General features: G+C 61.8%; 23 protein-coding genes and 3 tRNA genes. 18 read left to right on the plus strand and 8 right to left on the minus strand.

From position 1 onward, the window contains the following. Positions 1-21: 21 nt before the first annotated feature. Positions 22-774 (minus strand): slipin family protein, encoded by a 753-nt coding sequence (locus VJR90_04850; protein HKV96806.1) that lies wholly within the window; start codon positions 772-774, stop codon positions 22-24. Then, the gene (locus VJR90_04855; protein ID HKV96807.1) at positions 775-2,100 is read right to left on the minus strand and encodes a nodulation protein NfeD; all 1,326 of its coding nucleotides are present in this window, start codon (positions 2,098-2,100) and stop codon (positions 775-777) included. Positions 2,101-2,286: 186 nt separating this feature from the next. On the opposite strand from VJR90_04855, the gene VJR90_04860 reads away from it, so the two are divergent. Both VJR90_04860 and VJR90_04865 read left to right on the plus strand, forming a co-directional pair. Beyond that, the gene (locus tag VJR90_04860) at positions 2,287-4,482 is read left to right on the plus strand and encodes a patatin-like phospholipase family protein (GenBank protein HKV96808.1); all 2,196 of its coding nucleotides are present in this window, start codon (positions 2,287-2,289) and stop codon (positions 4,480-4,482) included. 11 nt (positions 4,483-4,493) lie between these two features. Beyond that, on the plus strand, positions 4,494-4,982 hold the full coding sequence (locus VJR90_04865; GenBank protein ID HKV96809.1) for an asparaginase domain-containing protein: 489 nt from the start codon (positions 4,494-4,496) through the stop codon (positions 4,980-4,982). A gap of 23 nt (positions 4,983-5,005) precedes the next feature. On the opposite strand, the gene VJR90_04870 is transcribed toward VJR90_04865, so the two are convergent. Both VJR90_04870 and VJR90_04875 read right to left on the minus strand, forming a co-directional pair. Next, positions 5,006-6,775 carry a tetratricopeptide repeat protein gene (locus VJR90_04870; protein ID HKV96810.1) on the minus strand — a complete coding sequence of 590 codons (1,770 nt, stop codon included), beginning with the start codon at positions 6,773-6,775 and terminating at the stop codon, positions 5,006-5,008. A 111-nt stretch (positions 6,776-6,886) separates the two neighbouring features. Next, positions 6,887-7,720, minus strand: a complete 834-nt coding sequence (locus tag VJR90_04875) for an undecaprenyl-diphosphate phosphatase (protein HKV96811.1) — start codon at positions 7,718-7,720, stop codon at positions 6,887-6,889. Between VJR90_04875 and VJR90_04880 the strand changes: the two genes are divergently transcribed. After that, positions 7,709-7,858 (plus strand): hypothetical protein, encoded by a 150-nt coding sequence (locus VJR90_04880; GenBank protein ID HKV96812.1) that lies wholly within the window; start codon positions 7,709-7,711, stop codon positions 7,856-7,858. The genes VJR90_04875 and VJR90_04880 overlap by 12 nt on opposite strands. 15 nt (positions 7,859-7,873) lie before the next feature. On the opposite strand, the gene VJR90_04885 is transcribed toward VJR90_04880, so the two are convergent. Further along, positions 7,874-9,406 carry an aldehyde dehydrogenase family protein gene (locus VJR90_04885; GenBank protein ID HKV96813.1) on the minus strand — a complete coding sequence of 511 codons (1,533 nt, stop codon included), beginning with the start codon at positions 9,404-9,406 and terminating at the stop codon, positions 7,874-7,876. A 9-nt stretch (positions 9,407-9,415) separates the two neighbouring features. Next, entirely contained in the window at positions 9,416-10,573 is a 1,158-nt protein-coding gene (locus tag VJR90_04890) for a saccharopine dehydrogenase NADP-binding domain-containing protein (GenBank protein HKV96814.1), read from the minus strand. A 207-nt stretch (positions 10,574-10,780) separates the two neighbouring features. Here VJR90_04890 and VJR90_04895 point away from each other — a divergent pair, with 207 nt between their 5' ends. The 8 genes from VJR90_04895 (at position 10,781) to VJR90_04930 (ending at position 17,131) form a co-directional block, all read left to right on the plus strand. Beyond that, positions 10,781-12,118, plus strand: a complete 1,338-nt coding sequence (locus VJR90_04895) for a 3-deoxy-7-phosphoheptulonate synthase class II (GenBank protein ID HKV96815.1) — start codon at positions 10,781-10,783, stop codon at positions 12,116-12,118. A gap of 68 nt (positions 12,119-12,186) precedes the next feature. Further along, a complete protein-coding gene (icd, locus tag VJR90_04900; protein HKV96816.1) occupies positions 12,187-13,518 on the plus strand; it encodes an NADP-dependent isocitrate dehydrogenase in 1,332 nt (443 codons plus the stop codon). 78 nt (positions 13,519-13,596) lie between these two features. Then, positions 13,597-14,259, plus strand: a complete 663-nt coding sequence (gene uvrY, locus VJR90_04905; protein HKV96817.1) for a UvrY/SirA/GacA family response regulator transcription factor — start codon at positions 13,597-13,599, stop codon at positions 14,257-14,259. A 53-nt stretch (positions 14,260-14,312) separates the two neighbouring features. Beyond that, complete coding sequence (uvrC, locus tag VJR90_04910; GenBank protein HKV96818.1) at positions 14,313-16,139, plus strand: excinuclease ABC subunit UvrC; 1,827 nt, start codon at positions 14,313-14,315, stop codon at positions 16,137-16,139. 9 nt (positions 16,140-16,148) lie between these two features. Beyond that, on the plus strand, positions 16,149-16,718 hold the full coding sequence (gene pgsA / locus VJR90_04915) for a CDP-diacylglycerol--glycerol-3-phosphate 3-phosphatidyltransferase (protein ID HKV96819.1): 570 nt from the start codon (positions 16,149-16,151) through the stop codon (positions 16,716-16,718). A gap of 37 nt (positions 16,719-16,755) precedes the next feature. After that, positions 16,756-16,831: transfer RNA gene (locus VJR90_04920), tRNA-Gly, on the plus strand. Positions 16,832-16,949: 118 nt separating this feature from the next. After that, a tRNA-Cys gene (locus VJR90_04925) sits at positions 16,950-17,020 on the plus strand. Between the two features lie 22 nt (positions 17,021-17,042). Continuing rightward, positions 17,043-17,131: transfer RNA gene (locus VJR90_04930), tRNA-Leu, on the plus strand. Positions 17,132-17,503: 372 nt separating this feature from the next. Here the strand turns inward: VJR90_04930 and VJR90_04935 are convergent. After that, a complete protein-coding gene (locus VJR90_04935; protein HKV96820.1) occupies positions 17,504-19,528 on the minus strand; it encodes a multicopper oxidase domain-containing protein in 2,025 nt (674 codons plus the stop codon). Positions 19,529-19,997: 469 nt separating this feature from the next. On the opposite strand from VJR90_04935, the gene VJR90_04940 reads away from it, so the two are divergent. Together VJR90_04940 and VJR90_04945 are read left to right on the plus strand one after the other, a co-directional pair. Next, positions 19,998-20,462 (plus strand): hypothetical protein, encoded by a 465-nt coding sequence (locus VJR90_04940; protein ID HKV96821.1) that lies wholly within the window; start codon positions 19,998-20,000, stop codon positions 20,460-20,462. Between the two features lie 5 nt (positions 20,463-20,467). Beyond that, a complete protein-coding gene (locus tag VJR90_04945; GenBank protein HKV96822.1) occupies positions 20,468-20,962 on the plus strand; it encodes a hemerythrin domain-containing protein in 495 nt (164 codons plus the stop codon). Here the strand turns inward: VJR90_04945 and VJR90_04950 are convergent. Next, a complete protein-coding gene (locus VJR90_04950; protein HKV96823.1) occupies positions 20,959-21,726 on the minus strand; it encodes a Crp/Fnr family transcriptional regulator in 768 nt (255 codons plus the stop codon). The genes VJR90_04945 and VJR90_04950 overlap by 4 nt on opposite strands. Before the next feature lie 40 nt (positions 21,727-21,766). Here VJR90_04950 and fdxA point away from each other — a divergent pair, with 40 nt between their 5' ends. The 5 genes from fdxA (at position 21,767) to VJR90_04975 (ending at position 25,391) form a co-directional block, all read left to right on the plus strand. Further along, positions 21,767-22,090, plus strand: coding sequence for a ferredoxin FdxA (gene fdxA, locus VJR90_04955; GenBank protein HKV96824.1), 324 nt, complete (start codon positions 21,767-21,769; stop codon positions 22,088-22,090). Positions 22,091-22,105: 15 nt separating this feature from the next. After that, a complete protein-coding gene (locus tag VJR90_04960; GenBank protein ID HKV96825.1) occupies positions 22,106-22,384 on the plus strand; it encodes a hypothetical protein in 279 nt (92 codons plus the stop codon). Positions 22,385-22,555: 171 nt separating this feature from the next. Then, positions 22,556-22,999 carry a pseudoazurin gene (locus VJR90_04965; protein HKV96826.1) on the plus strand — a complete coding sequence of 148 codons (444 nt, stop codon included), beginning with the start codon at positions 22,556-22,558 and terminating at the stop codon, positions 22,997-22,999. Positions 23,000-23,034: 35 nt separating this feature from the next. Next, positions 23,035-24,444 carry a cbb3-type cytochrome c oxidase subunit I gene (locus tag VJR90_04970; GenBank protein HKV96827.1) on the plus strand — a complete coding sequence of 470 codons (1,410 nt, stop codon included), beginning with the start codon at positions 23,035-23,037 and terminating at the stop codon, positions 24,442-24,444. Further along, positions 24,441-25,391, plus strand: a complete 951-nt coding sequence (locus VJR90_04975) for a cbb3-type cytochrome c oxidase subunit II (protein HKV96828.1) — start codon at positions 24,441-24,443, stop codon at positions 25,389-25,391. The genes VJR90_04970 and VJR90_04975 overlap by 4 nt, the downstream gene beginning before the upstream one ends.

Below are 25,391 nucleotides of genomic sequence, written 5' to 3' on the forward strand. Positions count from 1 at the left end.
GATGCAACAGCGCGGTTAACTTCAATTCTTTTTTAACTTGGCTAGCAGCGGCTCCACCAGGTCCATGGGCAGCGGGAACAGGATGGTGTTGCTCTTGTCGCCGGCGATCTCCACCAGTGTTTGCAGATAGCGCAGCTGAATCGCCTGGGGTTGCTGCATCAGCGTTTGCGCCGCCTCCATGAGTTTCTGCGAGGCTTGCAGTTCGCCTTCTGCATTAATCACCTTGGCGCGGCGCTGACGTTCGGCTTCCGCCTGTTTGGCGATGGCGCGCACCATGTTTTCATCCAGGTCCACCTGCTTGATTTCCACATTCGTGACTTTCATGCCCCAGGCGTCGGTGTGCTGGTCGAGGATGGTTTGGATGTCGGAGTTGAGTTTGTCGCGTGCGGCGAGCATGTCATCCAATTCGTGCTGGCCGAGTACCGAGCGCAGCGTGGTCTGGGCCAGCTGGCTGCTGGCCTCGAATACGTCCGCAACCTGGATTATGGCTTTTTCCGGATCGATGATGCGCACGTAAATAACGGCGTTGACCTTCACGGATACGTTATCGCGCGAGATCACGTCTTGGGGCGGCACCTCCATGACCACCACGCGCAGGTCCACCTTGCTCATTTGCTGGATGAGCGGCCATACCACCACGATGCCCGGGCCGCAGACACGCCGGAAGCGTCCGAAGTGGAATATCACGCCGCGCTGATATTCCTTCAGGACCTTGAGCGAGCTGATGACAACGAGTGCCAGTATGATGATGATGACGAGGATCGCGATGGCCATTCAGATCTCCTTGCGAGTTGTCTGTTCCAGAGGTTCGACGATCAATTTTAATCCTTCGCGGCGCACTACCTTGATGCTGTCGCCGGCCTGCAGCGGCCGGGAGCTGTGTGCGTTCCAGAGTTCGCCGTGCACACGCACGCTACCGTCGCCCGCCGGCGAGAAATCGCTTACCGCCGACCCGTTGCTGTTGAGCAGTTCTTCAGCTCCGCTGACCACCGGGCGCCGGTGGGTTTGCAATGTCAGCCATACGGTGCCGGCAATGATCAGCGCAGCCGCCACGCTGATGCCACCGATGAGACCGCGGGAGACCTGAAAGCCCGGGACATTGGTATCCATGAGTATGATGGACCCAAACACGAATGCAGCCAACCCGCCGATGCTGAGGGTGCCATACGCATGCACGAAAGTCTCGGTCACAAACAGGATAATGCCGAGGATTATCAGCGCCAATCCGGTGAAATTCACCGGCAATACGTGGAACGCGTACAGCGCGAGCAGCAGCGCGATGGCGCCGACCACGCCCGGCAGCACACCACCCGGGTTATAGCCTTCAAATACCAGGCCGAAGATTCCGATCAGCAGCAGCAGATAAGCCACGGTCGGATCGGTAATTACCTCGAGGAATTTGACGCGCGGCCCGCGTTCATACTCACGTACCACGATACCGGTGGTATGCAGGGTCACGGTGCCGGCCGCGGTAGTCACTCTGCGACCATTCAATTTTGCCAACAGGTGCGGCACATTGGCGGCCATGAGGTCAATCACATGTTGCTGCAGGGCTTCCTCCGCCGTGAGGCTTGCGGCATTGCGCACCGCCTGCTCGGCCCATTGCGCATTGCGGCCACGCTGTATGGCCAGGCCACGGATATACGCCAGAGCATCATTCAGGATCTTGCGCTGTTCCGCGGTTTCTGGCTTGACCGGCGTGGACGAACTGCCACCCGCGAGCTCCACCGGCGTGGCCGCCCCCATGTTGGTGGCCGGCGCCATGGCCGCGATGTGGCTGGCGTAGAGAATGTAGGTGCCGGCACTCGCTGCGCGCGAACCGCTCGGAGCCACGTACGCCACCACCGGCACCGGCGAGGCCAGGATCGCTTTGATGATGCTGCGCATGGAGCTGTCCAGCCCGCCGGGCGTGTCCATTTCCAGGATTACCAACTCGGCATGTTGCTGGTGCGCCGCGTCGAGACCGTGCACCACGTAATCACTCATGGCGGGGCTGATGGCGCCGTCCACGTGCAAAACCAATGCGCTGCTGGCCGCGTCACTGGCGGCAAGCGCCGCACTGGGACCGAGCAGCAGTGCCACCAGCGGAAGAATCAGCATGCTCGGCGCGCGCCACATGCCAACATGTAATCAGAGGCGCGGTCCAAAGGCAACCGGCAGCAAACTGTTCCGCTCCCCGAGCCATCCGGTAACATGGCGTGCATTGGCAATCACCATTTTTTCCGTCTCGCGACCATGGCAAAAATTCCTTCCAGCTGGGTAGCGGGCCTATTTCTTGGTATCGGCATGTGCGGATCTGCGCTGGCGCAAGCGGATCCCGCACAGGTGCCAACCCCGAACACCGGGTCGCGGCCACGCATTTGCCTGGCGCTCGGCGGTGGCGGCGCGCGCGGCGCTGCGCACGTAGGCGTACTCGAAGCCCTGCAGCAGCTGCGCATTCCGGTCGATTGCATCGCAGGCACGAGCGGTGGGGCCATCGTCGGCGGTCTGTACGCTTCCGGGTTCACCGCGCAGGAGCTGCAAGCGACATTGGAACGCCCGGACCTGCAGGCCAGCATGGCCGGCCAGCAGCCGCGCAGCCTGTTGTCCTACCCCGACAAGCAGTATCAGCTCGAGTATCTGCTGCACGTGGAGTTTGGCTATGCTCGCGGCCGGTTCTTTTTTCCGGAGGGCATCATCGCCGGCGGTGATCCGGAACGCATACTCAACGTGTTGACGCTTACCACGCAGCCGAATACAGATTTCAGCAAACTGCCCATTCCGTTCCGCGCCGTGGCCACCGACATCGACACCGGCGCCGAGGTGGTGCTGGATCACGGCAGCCTGGCCGAGGTCATGCGCGCCAGCATGTCGGTGCCCGGTGTGTATCCGCCCGTGCAGATGGACGGGCGCCTGCTTGTGGACGGCGGGCTGGTGGACAACTTGCCGGTGGACGTGGCCCGTCAGATGGGCGCGGACGTGGTGATCGCGGTCAACGTGAGCACGCCGCTCGCCAAGCCCGACAGCTTGAACAACGTCGTCGGGGTTTCCCTGCAGGTCATCATTCTGATGGGGAACCAAAACGTCACCCGTTCGATCGCCAGTCTGAAAGAAGGAGATGTCCTGATTCAGCCGGACCTGGGTGACATCAGCGCGGTGGATTTCAAGCGTGCCGCCGATGCCATCCGCATCGGGCGCGAAGCCGCGCTCAAGGCGCTTGCACCGCTGCACGACCTGCAGCTGTCTCCCCAGGCCTATGCGCAGTATCAGACGCAGCACCACCATGTACCGGAGGCGCTCGGCAACGTGGATTTTATCGAGATCCGCGGCAATCATTACATACCCACAGACATGATCCGCGCACGCATGGTGACGCAGGTGGGTGAACGCTGGGACTTCAAGCGCATTAACCGTGATCTGGAGCACGTATATCGCCTGAATTATTTCACCAAGGTGACGGCTTCCATCGGTCACCAGGGCGGCCGCACCGGTCTGGTCATCACGGTGGAAGAGAAGCCGTGGCAGCCAAACTACCTGTATTTCGGCCTGCGGATCGCGGATGATTTTGAAGGCGGTAGCGAGTACGGGTTGTTGTTTGGCTGGACGCGCACCGAGCTCAACGAGTTTGGCGGCGAATGGCGCAACCAGTTCCAGATTGGCACCGCGCGGCGCGTGTACACCGAACTTTACCAGCCGCTGGATTATTCGGGCGAGGTATTCGCCGCCCCACATGCCGAGTATCTGAATACGCTTTCTTACCTATACAGCGGTGAGGACTTGGTGGCGCAATACGGTACGCGTGTGATTCGCGGCGGATTCGATTTTGGCGGTGAATTCGGCAATCTTGCGGAACTGCGGTTCGGGCCATCCTATGGCCACGTGATATCCCAACCGCACGTGGGTGCATCCACGCTGCCGAATTACCACGACACCCTGGGAGGGCTGCGGCTGCGCTTCGGTTTGGACAGCCTGCAAGGCGACACCGGATTTCCGATGTCGGGTTCTTACCTGACGCTCAACGGGTTTTGGGCACGCGATTGGCTGGGAAGCGATGTCAACTACGACAAGCTGGAATTGACCGGCGTCCAGGCCTTCGGCGATGGCACCCACAGCCTGGTGCTGACCACCGACATCGGCACCTCCATGCATACCCAGATGCCGTTCTACGATGAATTCACTTTGGGCGGATTCCTGTCGCTCTCGGGTTTGCGCAACCAGCAACTGCGTGGCCAGCAGGTTTTTTCCATGCACATGATTTATCTGCAGCGCGTCGGCAACCTGCCGAGCGTGCTGGGCAACGGCTGGTATGTGGGCGTGAGCCTCGAAGGCGGCAACGTCTGGGACAGTACCCAGAACATCAGTGCCCACGGCCTGCAATACGGTTCCGCACTGTTCGTGGGCGCCGATACCGCGCTCGGCCCGGTGTATCTGGGCACCGGCTTTTCGCAATCCGGTCATCAGACCTTTTACCTGTACATCGGCTTGCCGTTCAACCTGAATTGAGGACCGTGAGCATGCAGGCGTTGCGCATCTTTACCACCGGGGGAACCATAGACAAGATTTACTTCGATGCCCAAAGCGAATACGAAGTGGGTGAGCCGCAGATCGGCGAAATCCTGCGCGAGATGAATGTGCTGTTGCGCTTCGAGATCACGCCGCTGATGCGCAAGGACAGCCTGGATATGAACGACGCGGATCGCGCGCGCATACGCAGTGCGGTGGCGACTGCCGGCGAGCAGCGCATCGTCATTACCCACGGCACCGACACCATGACCCAAACTGCCGCAGCGCTGGCCGGCATTCCCGACAAGACCATCGTACTGACCGGCGCGCTCAATCCGGCGCGCTTCCGCAGCAGCGACGCGATGTTCAACATCGGCGGTGCGCTCGCGGCGGCGCAAATTGCGCCGCCCGGCGTGTACATCTACATGAACGGGCGGGTGTTTGACGCGCGCAAGGTCAGGAAGAACCGTGACCGGAATCGGTTTGAAGACACGGCTTGATGCTGATCAACGAGGATCCGCGGCTAGCGGTGCTTGAGGCCGTAGCGGGACACCAGTGCCTGAAATTGCAGATCGGCGTGCAGTGTCGTGTAGTGATTGTCCACCGCGATGTCGTTGCAGGAATCGGGAGTGCTGCTGCAAAACTGTGCGATCTGCTCGATGGCGAGCTGGTTTTCCCCTAACACAATGTATGCGGTGGCTACATAATAGTGAAAGAACGCACTGTTCTTTTCACTGCCAAGCTTCTTCAACGTGGTGAGCGCCTGTTTCCTCAAGGCGGGATCCTGCAAAGTTTCGTAGGCCAGCAGTGACGCATCCACGATGCGCGCGTCACCTTTGTTACTTGGCTTTACCGCGCGCAGTGTATTCACCGCATCGGCATGTTTGGCTTGGGTGTGATACAGGAAGGCGATTTCCAAGGGCGATTCGATATTATCGGGCGATAGACTCTGGGCGGCCTGGAAGGCCTGTAAGGCTTGTTGGGGTTTACCGAGTTCTGCGTAGGTTGTGCCCAGATTCTGCTGGGCCGCCCAACTATCCGGATCCAGCAGCGCGGCCTGCTGATACTGATAGAGCGCCTCGGACAGCGGCAGCATGACTCCATAGCTGTAGTGGGCGGAGGCATTGTTGGGGTCCAGTGCCAAGGTTCGTAACAATTCCGCTTTGGCTTGGTCCAGTTTCTGCTCCGACGTGTAAATGTTGGCCAATACCGCATGCGCGGCCGCCAGGTTCGGGTTGATGGCCAGCGCTTGCTTCACGGCCTGCATGGCCTTGTCATTGGCTTCTTGCAGCGGAATGTAAGTCACCTCGGGCAGCGTGTTGTACACACCTGCGAGCTGTGCGTAAGCTTCGGCAAATTGCGGATCCAGTTTGATGGCACGCTGAAATTGTTTGATGGCTTCGCGCAGACCTGCGGCCGTGCGTAGTCCGAAAGCGGCTTTACCTCTCAAATACGCGTCGTGTGCCCTGGGATTTTGAGTGGCGGGGGCGACCAGTTGACTGCTGCCCGCGATTTTCAGTTGCATGACGCTAGCGATGGCCTTGGAGATGCTGTCCTGCATGGCAAACACGTCTTTGAAGTCCTGGTCATAACGCGACGACCACACCTGGTTTCCGCTGGTGGTGCTGGCGAGCGCAGCAGACGCGCGTAGCTGGTCACCATTGCGCATCACGCTGCCGCTAAGGATGTAGGCGACGTTGAGGCGCTTGCCGATTTCCTCCACCGACAAATTGCTGTCGCGGTAGCCGTTCATGGTCTGCCAGGCAATGACCTGCATGCCGGGGAACTGGCTGAAGTCGTCGGTAAGCTCCTGCGTCAGCCCGTCGCTCACATACTGCTGCTTGGGATCACTACTCAGGTTGCGGAACGGGAGAATCGCGATGGTGTTCGGCGGCGGTGAAAATGTCGGTACGGAAGCAATCGTCGGGGCTTGCGCGGCTTGAAATGCATTCTGCGAAGTGACCTGCCAGATGTATGCGCCGGAGACGCCGACAAACGCAACGACGATTGCTGTCAACAGCAGACCGAGTCGCCAGCGGCGTTTCTGCCAACGCATCAGTTTCTCGGGATCCACCGGCTTGATCAGCAGCCAGGCGAACATCAACACTACCGGGAGACCGAGCAGCAGCACCACGATCACCAGGCGCACACTGGTGCGCGGTACTCCAAAGTCGGGGAACACGCTATTAGCGAGCTGGATGATGATCCAGGCAGCGACCGCGTAAATCGTCGCCACCCGGTAGATGTGATGCCGTTTGAAGCGCGCCAGCAGACTCAGGGACTCTTCAGCCATTGCCACACCGTGAGGGTGAAATCCCTCCTGGATTTGGCCTCATCATACTGGCGTTATACGCCATGGCAACGACAGTTGAAGGTGCCGAGCCCGGGCGGCCTGGGAGCGTAGTCAGGCAAAGTGCAGGAGCAAAGCCACCGCGCCGGCCGCAAGACAATAAATGCCGAAGGGCCGCAAGGCCGTGACTTCGGTTTTGCCGAGGTATTTCATCAGTACCCAGGTGCTGAGCCAAGCGAACACGCCGGCCAGGATGCCGCCCGCGACGATAGTCAGCATCAGGCCTTCCGGCAGCCGCGCGCGGTGCATCACCAGTCTTGGTACTTCCAGCAGCCCGGCTGCACCGATGACGGGCGTGGCGAGGAGAAACGAAAAGCGCGCGGACGAGGCGTAATCCAGTCCCGACCACGCGCCGGCGACCAGGGTGACGCCGGAGCGTGAAATGCCGGGAATCAGGGCCAGCGCCTGTGCGATGCCGATGCCGAACGCACGCGCCCAGCCCATGGTGGTGAGTTCATGGCGCGCGGCGCGCTTTTTGAGTGCGTCGCCGATGAACAGGATCACGCCGTTGACCATGAGAAACACCGCGGCGACGGTGAATTCGCTAAACAGCAGGCGGATCTTGTGTTCCAGCGCCAAACCGATGAAGCCGGCGGGAATCGTGCCCACGACCAGCAGCCAGAATAGCCGGGCATTCGGATCACTCGGCCGGCCGCGGGCCTTCCATGCGCCGCCCAGCAGCGCAAACCAGTCGCGCCAGAAATAGATGAACAGCGCCGCCGCCGTTCCCAGATGCAGCACCACTATATAAGGTAGAAACCAGGGCGCCTGCCGGTCGATGGGCCAGTGCAACACCGCCGGCACCAGGATGCTGTGACCCAGGCTGCTGATCGGGAACAGCTCGGTGACGCCCTGGATAATGGCGAGGATCAGTAGATGCAGCGCCAGCACGAATTGCTCCTTTGTCCCGTCACTGCCGTGCGCGCGGGGCGCCAGGAATTAACGTACCCGGATGCCCGCATGCACGGAAACGACGATGCAACAAAATACAACGCCGCGCTGGACGCGGCGGCGTATTTGTACTGATTACCTGCAAATTTCTCAACCCAGGTCGAACTTGATGCCCTGGGCCAGCGGCAACTGATCCGACCAGTTGACGGTGTTGGTCTGGCGCCGCATGTAAGTTTTCCAGGCGTCGGAACCGGCTTCGCGCCCGCCGCCGGTTTCCTTTTCGCCGCCGAAGGCACCGCCGATTTCCGCACCCGAGGTACCGATGTTGACGTTTGCGATGCCGCAGTCGCTGCCCAGGTGCGAGACGAAGTACTCGGCGTTCTTGAGGCTGGTTGTGAAGATCGCGGATGCCAGGCCCTGCGGCACGTCGTTGTGCAGGCGCACGGCCTCATCCAGCGTCTGGTAGCTGATCAGGTACAGAATCGGCGCAAAGGTTTCGGACTTGACGATGGGCCAGTCGTTGTGGGCGCGCACGATGGTAGGCTCTACGAAAAATCCCGCGCGCTCCAATACCTTGCCACCGCACAGGATCTTGCCGCCGGCCTTCTGCACTTCGGTCAGCGCGGACTTGTAACCTTTGACCGCGTCGGCGCTGCACAGCGGTCCCATCAGCGTGCCGGGGGCGAGCGGGTCGCCAATCCTGACTTGCGCGTAGGCATTGACGAGCCGCTTGCTGAGCTCTTCAGCGATGCTCTCGTGCACTATCAGGCGGCGGGTGGTGGTGCAGCGCTGACCGGCCGTGCCCACCGAGCCGAACACGATGGCCGGCACCGCGAGTTTCAGGTCGGCGGTTTTGTCCACGATGATGGCATTGTTGCCGCCCAGTTCCAGCAGCGACTTGCCGAGGCGTGCGGCAACCGCTTCACCCACTTTGCGACCCACAACTGTTGAGCCGGTAAAGGAAACCAGCGCGACGCGTTCATCCCGAACGAAGCGTTCCGCCAATGCGTGGCCAGTGTCCACGAACATGGAAAAGATCGCCGGATAGCTGTGCTCGGTGAGCACGCGGTTAAGTATGCGCTGCACGGCAATGGCGCACAGCGGCGTGCGCGGCGAAGGCTTCCACACCGTGATGTTGCCGCACACCGCCGAGATGAACGCGTTCCACGACCACACCGCGACCGGAAAATTGAAGGCGGAAATCACGCCCACGATTCCGAGCGGATGCCATTGTTCGTACATGCGGTGCTGCGGGCGCTCGGATTGCATGCTGCGGCCGTAGAGCATGCGCGCCTGGCCGACCGCAAAGTCGGCGACGTCGATCATTTCCTGTACTTCACCATCGCCTTCGGCCTTGATCTTGCCCATCTCGAGCGACACCAGACTGCCGAGTGCATCTTTGTGTGCGCGCAGCGCCATGCCGATCAGACGTACGGCCTCGCCACGTTTCGGCGCCGGCACGTCGCGCCACTGTTTGAAGGCCGCTTGGGCGTCGCTGATGACCTGCTCGTAATCGGCGGGTGTGGCGCAGCGTACTTTGGCCAGAACCTTGCCGGTGGCTGGATTGATGGATTCCAGCACTGGAGCCGCGTCACTCTTGCGCCAACCGCCGGTCGGCGTCCACACGCCGGCATTGTCCGGTTCCAGTCCCAGCGCTTTCAGAATCTGGTTCAAGTCCGCCATGAATGTGTCTCAGGCCACGAATTGTTTGCCGGCGGCGCCAGTGCGTACCCAGCGGGCCGAGAGTTCCGCGCTGTCCGCCTGCGCATAGGCCTTGCCGAAGCGGTTGGCGAGTATGTCGGCAAGCCGGAATTGTTCCTGCTTGATCAGGCCGTGGTAAGCGCCGGGGGTTTTCAGCACCAGGTCCACCACCGCGCACACGCCCGAGGCTGTGGTCACCTGAATCGCGGCCCACAGCTTGTCGGCGATTTCCTGCGGATACACAGCGTTCACGTAGTTTTCTTCCATGAACTTGCCGTGCTGCAAGCCGGTGACCGACACGTACACCAGCACCACGTCCTGCACAGTGCGCGGCACGGCGCGTTCCAAAATGAGTTTGAGTTCGTCGCGGTGCTCGTTCATGCGCAGGTCGGTCATGAGCACGCGCATGATTTCGCAGTGGCCCGGATAGCGTATGGTCTTGTAGGTGAGATTACGCACTTTGCCGGCCCAGGTTTCGGCGAGCGTGCCGAGTCCGCCCGAGGTGTTGAACGCCTCGTATAACCGGCCTTCGAGCTGGATGGTCTCCAAACCTTCGAGCGGCATCAAAGCCGCGGGCTTGCCGTTGGCGATGCCGTAACAGAGGTTGCCGTACTCGTTGATCACACCGTCCGAGGACCAGGTGAGCGCATACTTGCTCATGTTACCGGGGTTCTGCGGCAGCGCGCCGACCCGCAGTTTGACGTCGTGCAGCTCGTCAAAATGACGCATGATTTCATGCGCGGCGATGCTGATGAATCCCGGCGCCAGTCCGCACTGCGGCGCGAATGCCGTGCTGGCTTCTGCAGCGGTTTTGGTCACTGCGCGTGTGACTTCCACGTCCTCTGTAAGGTCGAAATAGTGCAACTTGAGTTTGCGCGCCAGCTCCGCAACCGGCGGGTTGCAGAAGTAGGGCAGACTGGAGATCACGGCAGCCGCGGGCTGCGCCTTGCAGTGCGCTTCGAGCGCCCGCGCATCGCGCGCATCCACCTGGTAAGCCTTGATTCCCGGCAGCCCGTGGGCGCTGACCACGGATTGTGCGGCGTGACCGTTTACGTCCGCGAGGTCCACCTGGTAATCGCCGGAGGCTACCAGTAGTCCGGAGAGCAGCGAGCCGATCTTGCCGGCGCCCAGTACCAGAACACGATGCATGTAGGTAGCTCCTGTCAGTGGTCGCGCTCGCGCCCGGGGATGCGCGCATGCGCTGGTCAGCGAGACGAGAATGGTATGCGGGCGGGAAAGAAACTGGCCGCAGCCGCGGAGGCGTTATTTTAGCGTTGTGCCGCGTTTCGTGCCAGGCGAGCTTTTCCGGAACTCGCTGCACGTGTAGCATGGCGCGCGCTTATGGACCGTCAACTCATGAAAAAATGGCAGCCGGACAGCTGGCAGTCGCATGCGGCTGGTCAGCAGCCACTGTACGCGGACCCGGCGGCGGTTACGCGCGTACTGGATGCTATCCGCCGGCTGCCGCCGCTGGTCACCTGCGGCGAGGTGGACAAGCTGCGCCGCCAACTGGCCGAAGCCGGGCGCGGCGAACGCTTTGTATTGCAGGGCGGTGATTGCGCGGAAAGTTTCGACGCCTGCACCGCCGAACCAATTGCCAACAAGCTCAAGATCCTGCTGCAGATGAGCCTGGTGCTGGTGCACGGCTTGAAGAAGCGCGTGGTGCGCGTCGGCCGCATCGCCGGCCAGTACGCCAAGCCGCGCTCGGCCGACCTGGAAACCCGCAATGGCATTACCCTGCCGAGTTACCGCGGCGACATCATCAATCACGCGGGATTCTCCGCGGCGGAACGCCGGGCGGATCCGGCGCTGCTGTTGCGCGGTTACGAGTACGCCGCGCTCACCTTGAACTACGTGCGCGCCCTGGTGGACGGCGGCTTTGCCGATCTGCACCATGCGGAGCTGTGGGACCTGGAATTCGTGCGCCACTCGCCTCTGGAAGCGGAGTACCGGCGCATCGTGCAATCCATAACCGATGCCATGAGTTTCATGGAAACGATTTCCGGTCAGTCGCTGTCGGACAGCTCCAGCGTGGATTTCTTCACCAGCCACGAAGGGCTGCATCTGCTGTATGAGCAGGCCCAGACCCAATTGGTCACCGAGGCCGGGCGCTGGTACAACCTGGCGACACATTTTCCCTGGATCGGCATGCGCACCGCCGATGTGGACGGCGCGCATGTGGAATACTTTCGCGGTATCGCCAATCCGATCGCGGTCAAAGTCGGTCCGGACATGACGCCGGAACACCTGCTGGCGCTGTGCGCCGCGCTCAATCCTGACAACGAGCTGGGACGGCTGACGCTGATCCACCGTTTTGGCGCCGCGCGCATCGAGGAAAAACTGCCGCCACTCGTGGAGGCGGTGCGCAAGGGCCGTAAACAGGTGCTGTGGATCTGCGACCCGATGCACGGCAATACCGAGCTCACCGCCAGCGGACTCAAGACGCGGCGCTTCGAGAATATTCTGGGAGAACTGGAATCGGCGTTCGCGCTGCACGCACGACTGGGCAGCATTCTCGCCGGCGTGCATTTCGAGCTCACCGGCGATGACGTGACCGAATGCACCGGCGGAGCGCGTGGCCTCACGGAAGGCGATCTGGAGCGTGCGTATAAATCCCAGGTGGATCCGCGGCTCAATTACGAGCAGGCGCTGGAAATGGCGATGCGCATCGTGGCGCGCAAAGCCGGAAAATGAAATTTGATCTTCCGCCCGGATGAGCGGGTGACGGGCGCAGCCGTGCAACTTTAACCAGACTGTAAATCATGAATTTCGCCAAGATCGCGCCACCCAAAGATGGCGAGCGCATCGCAATCAACAGCGACACCACGCTCAGCGTGCCCGCACGACCGGTGATTCCGTTCATCGAGGGCGATGGCATCGGCGTGGATGTGACGCCGGTGATGCGCAAGGTGGTGGATGCGGCGGTGCACAAAGCCTACCGCGGCCAACGCCGGATCGCATGGCTGGAAACCTATGCCGGCGAGAAAGCGGTACGGAAATACGGCCGCGATCAATATCTGCCCGAAGAGACCCTGCGTGTGTTGCGTGAATGCGTGGTATCCATCAAGGGACCGCTGGGTACGCCCGTAGGCGGCGGCATCCGCTCACTCAACGTTGCCATGCGCCAGGCACTGGATTTGTATGCCTGCGTGCGGCCAATCCGTTTTTTCCCCGGCGTGTCCACGCCCATGAAGGAATCGGAACTCACCGACATGGTGGTGTTCCGCGAGAATACCGAAGACATCTACGCCGGCATCGAATGGGCGGCCGGCACGCCGCAGGTGCACCAGGTCATCTCCTTCCTGCAGGAAAAAATGGGCGTCACCGGTATCCGCTTTCCGGGCAGTTCCGCCATCGGCATCAAGCCGGTGTCCAAAGAGGGCTCGCAGCGCCTGGTGCGCAAGGCGATCCGCTATTGCGTGGATCACGATCGCGTATCCGTGACCCTGGTGCACAAGGGCAACATCATGAAGTACACGGAAGGCGCGTTCCGCGACTGGGGTTACCAGGTGGCTAAGGAGGAATTCAGCGCCATGGACATGGACGGCGGGCCGTGGTGCAAGTTCAGGAATCCCAAAACTGGGCATGACATCGTGATCAAGGACGTGATTGCCGACAATTTCCTGCAGCAGATTCTCATGCGACCCGAGGACTTCGACGTCATCGCCACCCTGAATCTCAACGGCGATTACATTTCCGATGCGCTGGCCGCGCAGGTCGGCGGCATCGGCATCGCACCGGGCGGCAACATCGGCGACGGTTACGCGGTGTTCGAGGCCACGCACGGCACGGCGCCGGGATTTGCCGGCAAGGATCGCGTCAACCCCGGCTCCATCATCCTGTCGGCGGAGATGATGCTGCGCTATCTCGGCTGGGTGGAAGCGGCGGACCTGATCCTGCACGGCGTGGCGCGCACCATCGCAGCCCGGATCATGACCTACGATCTCGCACGTCTGCGCCAGGCCATCCGCGTGTCCAAGCGCGAGATCGCCGGACGGCGCAACGTGGAGGAGAAGATGCAGAGTTTGATTCCCGGCGCCACGCTCGTGGGTTGTTCGGGTTTTGGCGAGGCCGTGATCGCGCACATGGGCTGAACCCCGGAGTGCACTGGGCAATCGCGGGGATTTGCCGTAATCTTTCCGTATCGCTCGAGCAAGGGGTACGGTGGTCACATGATCCGGGTACTGCTGGTAGATGACCACAAGCTGGTGCGCACCGGCATACGCCTGATCCTCGAAGACACGCCGGACATACGCGTGGCGGGCGAGGGCGAATCCGGTGAAGCCGCCCTCGAGCTCAGCCGTTCCCTGGCTATCGATCTGGTGCTGATGGATGTCAGCATGCCCGGGGTCGGCGGCCTCGAAGCCACGCGCCGGTTGCTGGCGCGCAATCCCGCGCTCAAGGTGATCGTGGTGTCGGTGCATGCCACCGAGCCGTATCCGTTGCAGCTCATGGAAGCCGGAGCGCACGGCTATCTCACCAAGGATTGCGCTGCCGAGGAAATCGTGGCCGCTATCCGCCAGGTGCATGCCGGTAAGCGCTACATCACGGCTAGCATTGCGCAACAACTGGCGCTCGCCAAAGTGGATGCCAACCCCGGCTCGCCCTTCGCGCAGTTGTCGCAACGCGAAATGCAGGTGATGCTGATGATCACCGGCGGCCAGCCGTCACAGGCCATCGCCGGCAGGTTGCATTTGAGCCCCAAGACGGTCAGCACTTACCGCGCACGTCTGTTCGCCAAACTCGGCGTCACCAATGCCGTCGAATTGACGCGGCTCGCACTGCGTTACGGCGTAATCGAGGAGAAGCCGCAGCACTCAGGCATGCACGAGTGACGCTCGCAACACCCGATTGACATGTGCACTTTTCGGCCTGACATCCCGCATCCATGACGGACAAGCGCGTTTTTGACAGCCAACGCTTTCTCGCCCATGTCACTCAGTCACCGGGCGTATATCACATGCTCGATGCGCGCGGGGAGATTCTGTATGTGGGCAAGGCGGGAAATCTCAAGAAGCGCCTGAGCAGTTACTTCCGCAAGACCGGCCAATCGCCGAAGACCCGGGCGATGCTGGCACATCTGGCTGCCATCGAGGTGAGCGTCACACACACCGAAACCGAAGCGCTGCTGCTCGAGAACAATCTCATCAAGGCACAGCGCCCGCGCTACAACGTTGTGTTGCGCGACGACAAGAGCTATCCCTACATCCGCATCGAGACCGGCATGCCATTCCCGCGCATGAGCGTGTATCGCGGGCCGCAACGCCCTGGCAGCCGTTATTTCGGCCCGTACCCGAGCGCGCACGCGGCGCGTGAAACCGTGGTGTTGCTGCAGAAGCTCTTCAGGTTGCGGCAGTGCAACGACGTATTCTTCCGCAACCGTACCCGACCCTGTCTGCAATATCAGATCCAGCGCTGCACCGCGCCGTGTGTGAAGCTCGTCAGTGCGGATGATTATGCCGAAGACGTGCAACACGCCATCATGTTTCTGGAAGGCCGTACGCGTGAAGTCATGGATACCATGGTCAGGCGCATGGAAGCGGCGTCCGCCGCGCAGAACTACGAGCTGGCGGCGCGCTATCGCGACCAGATTGCGAGTTTGCGCCGCACCGCGGAGCGCCAGCATATCGATTCCGCGCGCGGCGATTGCGACGTGATCGCCGCCAGCTCGCGCGCGGGCCTGCATTGCGTGGCCGTGATGCTGGTGCGCGGCGGTCACAGCCTCGGCAGCCGGGCGTTCTATCCCAAGACCGTGGGTGAGACTTCCGCGCAGGAAGTGTTGGCCGCGTTTTTGCCCCAGTATTATCTCGGGCGCGACATCCCGCGCGCGATCCTGGTATCGGAAAAATTCTCCGATGCGGCGTTGCTCGCTGAAGCCCTGGCATCGCAATCCGGGCACCGGGTCGCCATCCGCCGTCCGCAGCGTGGCGAGGGCGTGAAGCTCCTGAAGCTGGCGCGTGCCAATGCCCTGGAGTCGCTGAATCTGCGCCTGGCCATGGACGCGGGTTTGCGCGAGCGTTACGAAGCGTTGCGCGAAACCCTCAATTTGGACCAGTTACCCGCGCGCCTCGAGTGCTTCGACATCAGTCACACCATGGGCGAAGGGACAGTGGCTTCCTGCGTGGTGTTCAATGCCGAGGGCCCGGCGAAGGCGCAATACCGGCGCTTCAATATAGAAGGAGTGGCGCCGGGCGATGACTACGGCGCCATGCATCAGGCGCTCATGCGGCGCTATACGCGCCTCAAGCAGGGTGAGGGCGAGATACCCGACGTGTTGTTGATTGACGGCGGCAAGGGCCAGTTGCATGAGGCCGAGAAGGTGCTGGAAGAGCTGCAGGTCGAAGGCGTCACGCTCGTGGCGGTCGCCAAGGGGCCCGCGCGCCGGCCGGGGCTGGAGCAGCTTTTCTTGTCGGCCCGGGGAGCGCCACTTATACTGCCGCCCGATTCGCCGGCGCTGCATCTGATACAGCAGATCCGCGACGAAGCGCACCGCTTTGCCATTGCCGGGCATCGTTTGCGGCGGGCCCGGGCGCGCAGGACTTCCATCCTGGAAAGCGTCGCGGGCCTGGGGCCCAAGCGGCGGCAACTGCTGCTCAAGCAATTCGGCGGGCTGCAGGGCATCACGCGCGCCGGGGTTGAGGATTTGACCAGTGTGCGGGGCATAGGCCGGGAGCTGGCGGCTGAGATTTATGCCCTGTTCCACGACAACCAATGAGCACCACGCTTGAAGTTCAACTCGCCAAATGTCCTGACGCTGCTGCGCATCGCGTTGATCCCGGTGTTCGTGGTGGTGTTTTACCTGACGTTCACCTGGGCCCCGCCGGCGAGCGCACTGGTATTTGCGCTGGCGGCCGTGACCGACTGGTTCGACGGCTGGCTGGCACGCCGCTGGAACGAGACTTCGGCCTTCGGCGCGTTCATGGATCCGGTAGCCGACAAGCTCATGGTGGTGGCGGCACTGGTGCTGATTCTGCAGGCCGATCCGCGCGTGGCCATGGCCATCCCGGTCATGATCATCATCGGACGCGAACTCACGATCTCGGCCTTGCGCGAATGGATGGCCGAACTCGGTTCGCGCAAGCGCGTGCCGGTGAGCTGGCTGGGCAAGATCAAGACCGCAGCGCAGATGGTAGCCATCGTGCTGCTGCTGTACCGCTTTCCAATTGGACGCGTGCCGATCTACGACATCGGTGTGGGTCTGCTGGTGATCGCCGCGGCGTTGACGCTGTGGTCCATGTCCCTGTATCTGCTCGCCGCCTGGCCGGAGTTGAAGAGGGACCGGAGCGCGCCTTGACAGGCCCGGGGGCGAGCCTGCAATATCGCGCCCCTGCGCGGGAATAGCTCAGTTGGTAGAGCGCAACCTTGCCAAGGTTGAGGTCGCGAGTTCGAGCCTCGTTTCCCGCTCCAGATTCAAACCTCGGTCGTTCCGGGGTTTTTTGTTGCTTTACCCGCATACCGGTCGCGCCTGCGCTGAAAGTGCAGGGCCGTGTATGGTAAATTTCTTCGGCTTTTCCGTTTCAGGAATGGCTAGGTGGCAGAGTGGTCATGCAGCGGCCTGCAAAGCCGTGTACGCCGGTTCAATTCCGACCCTAGCCTCGTTTTGATGTTTGACCTGCCCGCCCGGGTGGCGGAACTGGTAGACGCAAGGGACTTAAAATCCCTTGGCTGGCAACGGCCGTGCCGGTTCGAATCCGGCCCCGGGCACCAACTCGATCACGCGTCATATGGTGTGAAACCATCCCTGGTGCGAAGTCCAGCCCCGACATTCATGTCGGGGCGTTCGGGCCGATGCGAGCTGGGCTCGCATGCAAGCACGGCCCTCACCCGGCCCCGGGCACCAATTTGGCGATGCACGTCACGCGCAAAGAGCCATGCATGGCATGAAGTCCAGCCTCGACTGCAGTGCTGCGCAATCCTGCTTCGCGCGCGGTCCAGGGCGCACATCCCTGTGCGCCCGCTCGAAGCTTCGCTTCTCGCCCTATTGGCGCGTTCGGGCCGATGCGAACGATGCTCGCATGCAAGCGCGGCCTCCGTGCCCGGACCACCGCTACGACGGCCGCATTGCAGGCGTTGCACAGGTCAGTGCAAGGTTCCGCCTCCGGAGCTGTGGGAGCGTACGGCTTTCACGTCGTTGGCGGTGACCGGCTTGCCGTGATTACCCCACGACGTGCGTTCGTGATTGATGATGTCGGCGATTTGCGTGTCATTGAGCACGCTGGCGAAGGGTGGCATTGGAGTTGGATAAGTCCGACCGCCGATGTTACGACCGTGTGCACCACGCAGAATCGTTTTGATCTGCTCCTCCGGATCCGGGTTCAGCACGACGGGGTCGTCCTTGAGTGGCGGGAACGCCCCCGGCAAACCCATGCCGGTGGCTTGATGGCAGGCGGCACAGTTGGCTGAGTAGAGTGAAGCACCTTGGGTCGCATCGTATTTGTAGGGACCGGCAGGTTCGAGAGCGGCCGCGGGCGCGCTGGCGACGGTTTGTGGGGTAACGGGCGAGGCTACGCTCACCGGGGCTGGCAGCGGGGCGGCGCCGGGTGCATGCACTTCAAAAACACCTATTGCGCCAATCATGGCGTGCGCCATATCGTGGTCCACGAAGGCATACTTGCCCGGTTCCGGGATCACCAGATCGAAAACGGCGCCCGCGCCCGGCCCTACGCTGTAGGTGGACACGCCGCTCAAGGCGTGCGCGGCATCACCGTCTGGATAGATCTTGTCGAACATCGCGCCGATCACGTGGAATGAGCTCCACAAGTCTGGGCCGGCGTCCACGAAATAGATGCGCACGCGCTCACCCGCTGTGACTGGCAGCGGATGATCTTTATATTGAAACGCCGCGCCGTTGAACACCACTTCGTCGGGGCGTTCCTGCAGCATCTTCTCGTAATCCGGACCCATAAGGTGGCCGGAAACCTGCTGGGTGTACCACTCGCTCTGTACGATCACGTAACTTTCGGCAGCCGGTGGCAACGGCGTGGCCGGATCCACGACGATGGCGCCGTACATGCCACTGCCGATGTGCAACAACACGGGCGGTGTGCCGCAGTGGTACAGGAACACACCGGGGGTGTTCGCCACGAACGAGAACTTGATGCTTTTGCCCGGATCCACGTCCACGTAGTGCAGGCTGGGCGGCGTGATCGCGGCGTGAAAATCTATGGAGTGCGGCATCGTGCCATGGTTGGTGAAAGTCACGTCGACCGTCTGGCCCTGGCGCACGTGGATGACGGGGCCGGGAACAGTACCACCGTAAGTCCATGCCATATAGGCAACGCCGCTGGCAATGGCAACCTTGTCGTCGGTCGTCACCAAATCAACATTGACGCTGTCGCCGGTAGCGTAGAGCGATGGCAGGCGGGCATCGCGCGTGGTGGCAATCGGCGTGCTCGATGCGAGCGCCAGCGGTGAAACCGCCGCCGCAGCCGCCGCAGGCGAGGGCGACTTGACGTTGAACGCGCTATGCAATCCGAGAAGCAGGAGTACAAGCAGCACTACAATCCCGGCCATAGCCGGGACCTGCACACGCCACGGGAGTGCCATGCGCGCACGTGGGCGGGTCGTGTCACGGCTCCACTCGGTAACCAGTTGCCACTTTGGCCAGCGACGTTCGATAAGGTAATCGAGGCTATAGGGAATAAACCCCGCTCGGTAGTCGAGGCCAATTAAAGCCACGAAGATCAGTACGTAGCTGATCGCCGTACCCATGTTGGCCGCGCCTACTATGTAAGGGCCGCCAAATCCTTCGGCCGTGCTCCACACCGCCAAACTGAACAGCGCCCCCAGCACGTAAAGGGTTCGGCGCCCAAAACCGACCAGCAGCGCGAACGCCAGCAAAGTCTCGATGATGCGTGTGGCCCAAATAAACAAGCCTGCATTGGGCGTGACCACGGCAATCCACAGGTGGAACCAGCCGGCCGACCAGCCCGGCTGTCCCTGGGCTGCGTTGTGCAAGTAACCGACGTAGTGAAGTGCGAAGTCGGGCGACCAGGTGAGCGCTGCGCCCAATGCCCAAATGATGCCAAAGGCGACGCGCAGCGCCGTAGTGGCTATGGCCGGCCAGGTTGCGATGAAGCGGTCGTGAGGATCTGTATCCGACATGAAAAATCTCCGATTTGAAGCTGCGTAGTTTATCCGCGGTGACCGTGGTAAGGCATCTCCAGAGCCAAGCACCTACCGAGGCCGACTGGCGCCAGCGATACGGCATGCCCACCGCGGGTGCCAGTAAACAGCCGTGGGCCGAGTCGCGCTCGCGTGCGGAACCCCGCGCCTCCGCCGCGCGCATTGTTGACGGCATGGAGAATATCGTGATTCATGCGGCTGATGTTCCGGTTTTTGAAACCCCGGCGCGCTGATTTGGATCAATAAAAACGTCGGCTGATCCCCGGACCGGCGATGTCGTCCGTGCGCGCAGGAGCAAAGGCAGCGGTGGGCGGTGTTGGATCAGGTATCCGGACGTCGGCATGGTACGAAACCTCGGCGGCACCCGCAGCGGTTGGCATGAGCTTGATATAGATCAATGCGGTTCCCCGGCGCGACGCGGCAGACTCCCGATGCAAGGAGCGTTGAGATGGCCGATGTTGCGGTTGCCCTGGTTGTGCACGTGCTGTCCGTGGTGTGGTGGATTGGGAGCCTGGCGTTCATCACGGCGGTGTTTCTGCCTTTGCTGCACAAGGCCCAGCTTGGGGATGCACAGACGGCTTTTCACGTGGTCGAAGGCCGCTTCGAACCGCAGGCGCGCATTGCCGTGGTGTTGGTGGGCCTGTCCGGCATTTACCTGTTGTTCCGCCTGAATCTCTGGTCCATGTTCCTGCAGGCCCGATTCTGGTGGCTGGACGCCATGGCCCTGTACTGGCTGCTGTTCATGCTGCTGTTGTTCGTGCTTGGACCCACAGGCTTGCTGCGACACATCATGCGCCGTGGCGGCGATGACGTGGCGCGCTGGCGCCGCATGCAGCGCGTGCATCTGGGGTTGCTGGTGATCGCGCTGGTAATCATCGCCGGCGCGGTGTCCGGCAGTCACGGCTTCGGATGAGAGACATGCTGGATTTCGATCCCTTCAGCGCGTTGGTCGACGAGCACGAGATGCTCACCCAGCTGTTCGCGCGCCACCAGGTCGCGCTCATTGCGCGCGCGTGGGCACGCGCAGCACGCCTGCTGGATTCGCACCAGAAACGGCTGGCGCAGCATATCGAACTGGAAGAACGATACCTCTTGCCCTATTGCCCGCAGGACAAACTGCCGAATCAGTGGCCGGCACGGGTTTATTCCGTGGAACATCAGCGCATTCAGGAGCTGGCGAGCAAGCTGAATGCGCGCTTTGCCAAACTGCGCCGCCGCGGCGTCACCAGCGCAGCGCTGATTGCGCTGCTCGATGAGGAAAAGACTCTGAAACATATCCTCGAACATCATCACGCACGCGAGGAGATGGCATTGTTCGCGACCTTGCCTCAGATGCTGTCCGAGCCGCAGCGCGACGCGCTGGCGCATGCGCCCAGACAATTCCCCGGCTTGCAGGCCAACGGCGCCCGCTAGTGCACGTGCCGGCGTAATGCCTCGGTGTCCGGGATCGTGACACGATCCTCGGCAATTTCGATCAAGCCTTCGTCGTTGAGCGCACGCAGCGTGCGTGACAGGGTTTCCGGCGTGACCGCCACGTGCGCGGCGATCAGCATCTTGCGCGCCGGCAAGGTCACGCTGACGCGGCCGTGCTCGCCGCGCGGCACGAGGCCCAGCAGGTAATGCACCACGCGATACCGGCTGTTTTCGAGCGTCAAAGCCTCGATCTCGTCCCAATGCGCCTGGATACGCTGGGTCATCTGCGCCATCACCGCCCGGCAGGTGGCGAACGATTCCTGCAGGATGTCAAGAAAGGCAGCGCATTCGAACGCCACAAGTTCGCCGGCTTCGACGCCGGCGCCGTGCACCGGATAGCGCGGCGTGTCCATGAACATCACACTCTCGGCGAAAGTCTGCGGCGGGCGGATGAAACGCATGATTTTTTCGTGGCCGCCCGGTGACAGCCGGTAGAGCTTGACGCTGCCCTGGCGCAGCAAGAAGAAGCTCGCCGCTTCGTCGCCGTGGCTGAACAGCTGCTCGCCGGCCGCAAACGGACGCAGTGCGGCATGCGCAAGCACACGCGCACGCTGCACGTCGCTCAGCGCCGAGAACAGATAATGGTGGCGAAGTTCGCGCGCCAGTGTGTCATCGGATTGCATGCGATTCCCGCAGTAATTTCGTGTGCCGCCATGCCAGCCTTGATTTGCATCAAGGCGCACGTCCACCGCCAAGCGCAGCATTATCCGCGCTCCGGCGGAAACGGGGCAAGGAGGCAAGTCCATGACGCATGTAGTGACCGAACAGTGCATCAAGTGCAAGTACACCGATTGCGTGGAAGTCTGCCCGGTGGACTGCTTCCATGCCGGCCCCAACATGCTGGTCATCGATCCGGAAGAGTGCATTGACTGCACGCTGTGCGTGGCGGAATGCCCCGTCGAGGCAATCTTCGCGGACAGTGACGTACCCAATGGCCAGGAGCATTTCCTGGCGCTGAATGCCGAGTTGTCGCCGCAATGGCCGGTGCTGGATCACAAAGTGGATGCTCCGTCCGACGCCAAGCAGTGGGATGGCGTGCCGAACAAGCTTCCATTGCTTACGCGCTGAGCGCAAGATAACGCCATGGCGGCGCCGCAAATTCCCAATGCGCAAAAGATTTACCACGTGAGCTGGCAAGACCTGCCGTTGTCCTGCCCCATGCCCGCCATGAGCTTGTGGAATTCGCATCAGCGGGTGTATCTGGACATTCAGGAAGGCGGCGTGGCGCAGTGTCCCTACTGTGGTGCCGTGTACATCCTCGAGGAGCAGGCTGCGCCGAACGAAGAACTTGCGCAGCCGAATATCGAGATTGAAGGACTGCAACACCGGGCTCGTGAACATACGCGCCGGCACGCGAAGTGACCCCGCGGTATTTGAGCGGTGTATGGTTCAATCTTGCTTTGGCTGCGGATCCGGTGCCGCCTGCACCGCCATGCCGAATCGAGTCTTGTCAACATGCGCATGAAACCTCGTGTGCGCAGCTTGCAGTTAGCGAAAATCATTCCGTAAAACCTTGAACAGTCGGAGCCTGTCATGAACAGCAAAATTGCTTTGGGCATATTGCTGGCTACATCCCTGATCGCGGTCAACGCCCATGCCAAGGACTATACGGTGAAGGAATTGAACAACGGCGCGGACGGGACCTTCGTTTTTGAACCGGACTTCCTGCACCTCCAGCCGGGAGATTCCGTGCATTTCGTGGCCGCGGATGCCGGTCACGACAGCCAGTCCTACCTGGTGCCCAAGGGTGCTGCGGGCTGGAAGAGCGAGGTCAGCCAGGACATCAGCGTGAAATTCACGCATCCGGGTGTGTACCTTTACGAGTGTAACCCCCACCATTTGTTCGGCATGCTGGGCGTGATAGAGGTAGGCAAGGCGACCAACAAAGAGGCAGCCGAGAAGGTCGCCGCGGCCATGGAGGCGCAGCAACTGATGAACAAGGGCCGGCTTGAGAAGCTGATGAAAGACGTGAGATAAATTCGCGCATCCAACGGCACACCCGGGGAGCTGATATGCAAGCGATGGTCACGTCTTCGTCGTCGGGGCTGACGGCGGCGGATGAAGGGGCGCTGCGTACCGTTTTCAACGTGTACACCTTGTGCGCGGCGCTGTGGCTGGTGTTTGCCACTTTCATCGGCATCGTGCTGGCGTTCAAGTTCGTGTATCCGGAGTTCTGGGCGCACGCGGGCTGGCTTACCTTCGGGCGGCTGCGGCCGATTCACACCAATGACACGTTTTATGCCTGGGCGAGCATCGGGCTCGTGGGCCTGGCCTATTACATTGCGGCGCGCAGCTCGAGGGCGCGCCTGTACAGCGCCAAGCTCGCCTGGGTGGGACTCGCGCTGTTCAACATTGCCGCCATTGCCGGTACGGTGACGCTGGATCTGGGCATCAACGACGGCACGCTCGAATACCGCGAGTGGGTGTGGCCGATCCGCCTGGTGTTCCTGGCGGCGCTGGTGGTGACCGCGTGGAATCTCATCGCGACCGTGGCGCGACGCAATACCAAGGACATTTATCTTTCCAACTGGTACACCATCGGCGGGGTGCTGTGGACCTGCATCATTGCCATCGTGGTCATCATTCCCTGGTACCAGTACGGGCTCGGGCAGGTAGCGGTCTCCGGCTTTTTCATGCACAACGCCGTGGGCTTGTGGTTCACGCCCATGGCGCTCGGGGTTTTGTATTACGCCATTCCCAAGCTCTTCAGCCGCCCGATTTATTCCTACGCACTTGGAGTGTTCGCGTTCTGGACCAATCTGATTTTCTATCCGATCATCGGCTCGCATCATTTCCTGTTCAGCCCGCTGCCGTGGTGGTTGCAGACCATCGCCATCGTGTTCTCGGTGGCGATGCTGGTGCCGGTGTGGGCGGGCAGCGCGAATTACCTGCTCACCATGCGCGGGCGCCCGCAACGCCTGTACCGCTCGCCCGCGATGTTCGTGCTGGTGGGCGTGCTCGGCTATTTCATCGGCTCGAGTCAGGGCACGGCCGAGGCCTTCCGCTCGCTGCAGGAAGTCTGGCATCTCACCAACTTCACCGTCGGTCATTCGCACCTCACGATGTACGGGTTCATCACCTTCGTCATCTGGGGCGGGGTGTACGGGCTTCTGCCGCGCATCACCGGCAAGCAGGCCAACAACCTGCTCATGGGCATCCATTTCTGGTGGGCCACGATCGGCATGATCATCTATGTGCTGGCGCTCTCGATCGGAGGCACGATTCAGGGACTCGATTGGATACACGGCCTGCCGTTCATTGATTCGGTGGTGAACATGGGGCCGTACTGGATGTGGCGCGCCATCGGCGGCAGCATGATGTTTGCGAGCCATTTGCTGTTCCTGTGGAACGTCTGGGTCATGACCTATGGGAAGCGACAACCCAAGGCGTTCGCCGTGGCGACTACCGAGGCGGCTGCATGAAAGCGCTCATCCTGATCGCCGGCGGCTCGACGCTGGTGTACGCGATACTCGCGGTACTGATGGGCGTGCTGCCGGGCATCGAGCTGTCGAAGACTCCGCCTGGCCCGGGCGTGGAACCCCTGACCGCGCTCGAAGCCGAAGGCCGCGATGTGTATGTCGCCAACGGTTGCAGCTACTGTCACACGCAGCAGGTGCGGCCGCTGGCCGAGGACCGGGTGTTCGGCCGGCCGATCTCGGCCGGCGATTTGGCCTATCAGACGCCGGAGTTGCTCGGTTCGGAACGCAACGGTCCGGATCTTTCCAACATCGGCAACCGCCAGCCGAGCAAGGTCTGGCAGTACATGCATCTGTACGATCCGCGCTCGGTGCAGCCGCTGTCCATCATGCCGGATTTCAGTTTTCTGTTTCGCGTGGTGTCCGAGGCGCCATCCGGCGTCACCACGATCCCGGTGCCCAAGCCCTATGCTCCGGCGCAGGGCCTCGTGATTCCCACGCACAAGGCGGTCGCGCTGGTGGCCTATCTCCTGTCGCTCAAGCAGCCGCCGATTCCCGGTTATGTACCGCCGGCCGCACCGGCCGCGGGCGGTGCGCCGGCAGCCGCGCCAGCGTTTGATGCAACCGAAGGCGCGCAACTGTTCTCGCAAAACTGCGCGGTCTGCCATCAGGCGAACGGCGAGGGCATTGCCGGTGTGTTCCCGCCCCTCAAGGGTAACGCGGTGGTGCTGGCGGCCGATCCCACGCAGCAGATTCACGTGATTCTGGAAGGCCTGCAAGGCGCCAATGTGGGTGGCACCGTGTATCCGGGCCAGATGCCGTCCTTCAAATCAGTACTGAGTGACAGCCAGATCGCCAACATCATTGACCACGAACGTACTTCGTGGGGGAATAACGCACCGCTCGCCACGCCGACCGAAGTCGCGGCGCAGCGTGCCAAACTGAAACACTAG

Source organism: Gammaproteobacteria bacterium (assembly GCA_035279405.1).
Lineage (GTDB): Bacteria > Pseudomonadota > Gammaproteobacteria > Natronospirales > REEB76 > REEB76.

Excerpts from the sequence above, each read along its gene's own strand:
- VJR90_04850 (HKV96806.1), bottom strand. The coding sequence starts at position 774 with ATGGCCATCGCGATCCTCGTCATCATCATCATACTGGCACTCGTTGTC.
- VJR90_04855 (HKV96807.1), bottom strand. The coding sequence starts at position 2,100 with ATGCTGATTCTTCCGCTGGTGGCACTGCTGCTCGGTCCCAGTGCGGCG.
- VJR90_04860 (HKV96808.1), top strand. The coding sequence starts at position 2,287 with ATGTGCGGATCTGCGCTGGCGCAAGCGGATCCCGCACAGGTGCCAACC.
- VJR90_04865 (HKV96809.1), top strand. The coding sequence starts at position 4,494 with ATGCAGGCGTTGCGCATCTTTACCACCGGGGGAACCATAGACAAGATT.
- VJR90_04870 (HKV96810.1), bottom strand. The coding sequence starts at position 6,775 with ATGGCTGAAGAGTCCCTGAGTCTGCTGGCGCGCTTCAAACGGCATCAC.
- VJR90_04880 (HKV96812.1), top strand. The coding sequence starts at position 7,709 with ATGCAGCGCCAGCACGAATTGCTCCTTTGTCCCGTCACTGCCGTGCGC.
- VJR90_04885 (HKV96813.1), bottom strand. The coding sequence starts at position 9,406 with ATGGCGGACTTGAACCAGATTCTGAAAGCGCTGGGACTGGAACCGGAC.
- VJR90_04890 (HKV96814.1), bottom strand. The coding sequence starts at position 10,573 with ATGCATCGTGTTCTGGTACTGGGCGCCGGCAAGATCGGCTCGCTGCTC.
- VJR90_04895 (HKV96815.1), top strand. The coding sequence starts at position 10,781 with ATGAAAAAATGGCAGCCGGACAGCTGGCAGTCGCATGCGGCTGGTCAG.
- icd (HKV96816.1), top strand. The coding sequence starts at position 12,187 with ATGAATTTCGCCAAGATCGCGCCACCCAAAGATGGCGAGCGCATCGCA.
- uvrY (HKV96817.1), top strand. The coding sequence starts at position 13,597 with ATGATCCGGGTACTGCTGGTAGATGACCACAAGCTGGTGCGCACCGGC.
- uvrC (HKV96818.1), top strand. The coding sequence starts at position 14,313 with ATGACGGACAAGCGCGTTTTTGACAGCCAACGCTTTCTCGCCCATGTC.
- VJR90_04935 (HKV96820.1), bottom strand. The coding sequence starts at position 19,528 with ATGTCGGATACAGATCCTCACGACCGCTTCATCGCAACCTGGCCGGCC.
- VJR90_04940 (HKV96821.1), top strand. The coding sequence starts at position 19,998 with ATGGCCGATGTTGCGGTTGCCCTGGTTGTGCACGTGCTGTCCGTGGTG.
- VJR90_04945 (HKV96822.1), top strand. The coding sequence starts at position 20,468 with ATGCTGGATTTCGATCCCTTCAGCGCGTTGGTCGACGAGCACGAGATG.
- VJR90_04950 (HKV96823.1), bottom strand. The coding sequence starts at position 21,726 with ATGCTGCGCTTGGCGGTGGACGTGCGCCTTGATGCAAATCAAGGCTGG.
- fdxA (HKV96824.1), top strand. The coding sequence starts at position 21,767 with ATGACGCATGTAGTGACCGAACAGTGCATCAAGTGCAAGTACACCGAT.
- VJR90_04960 (HKV96825.1), top strand. The coding sequence starts at position 22,106 with ATGGCGGCGCCGCAAATTCCCAATGCGCAAAAGATTTACCACGTGAGC.
- VJR90_04965 (HKV96826.1), top strand. The coding sequence starts at position 22,556 with ATGAACAGCAAAATTGCTTTGGGCATATTGCTGGCTACATCCCTGATC.
- VJR90_04970 (HKV96827.1), top strand. The coding sequence starts at position 23,035 with ATGCAAGCGATGGTCACGTCTTCGTCGTCGGGGCTGACGGCGGCGGAT.
- VJR90_04975 (HKV96828.1), top strand. The coding sequence starts at position 24,441 with ATGAAAGCGCTCATCCTGATCGCCGGCGGCTCGACGCTGGTGTACGCG.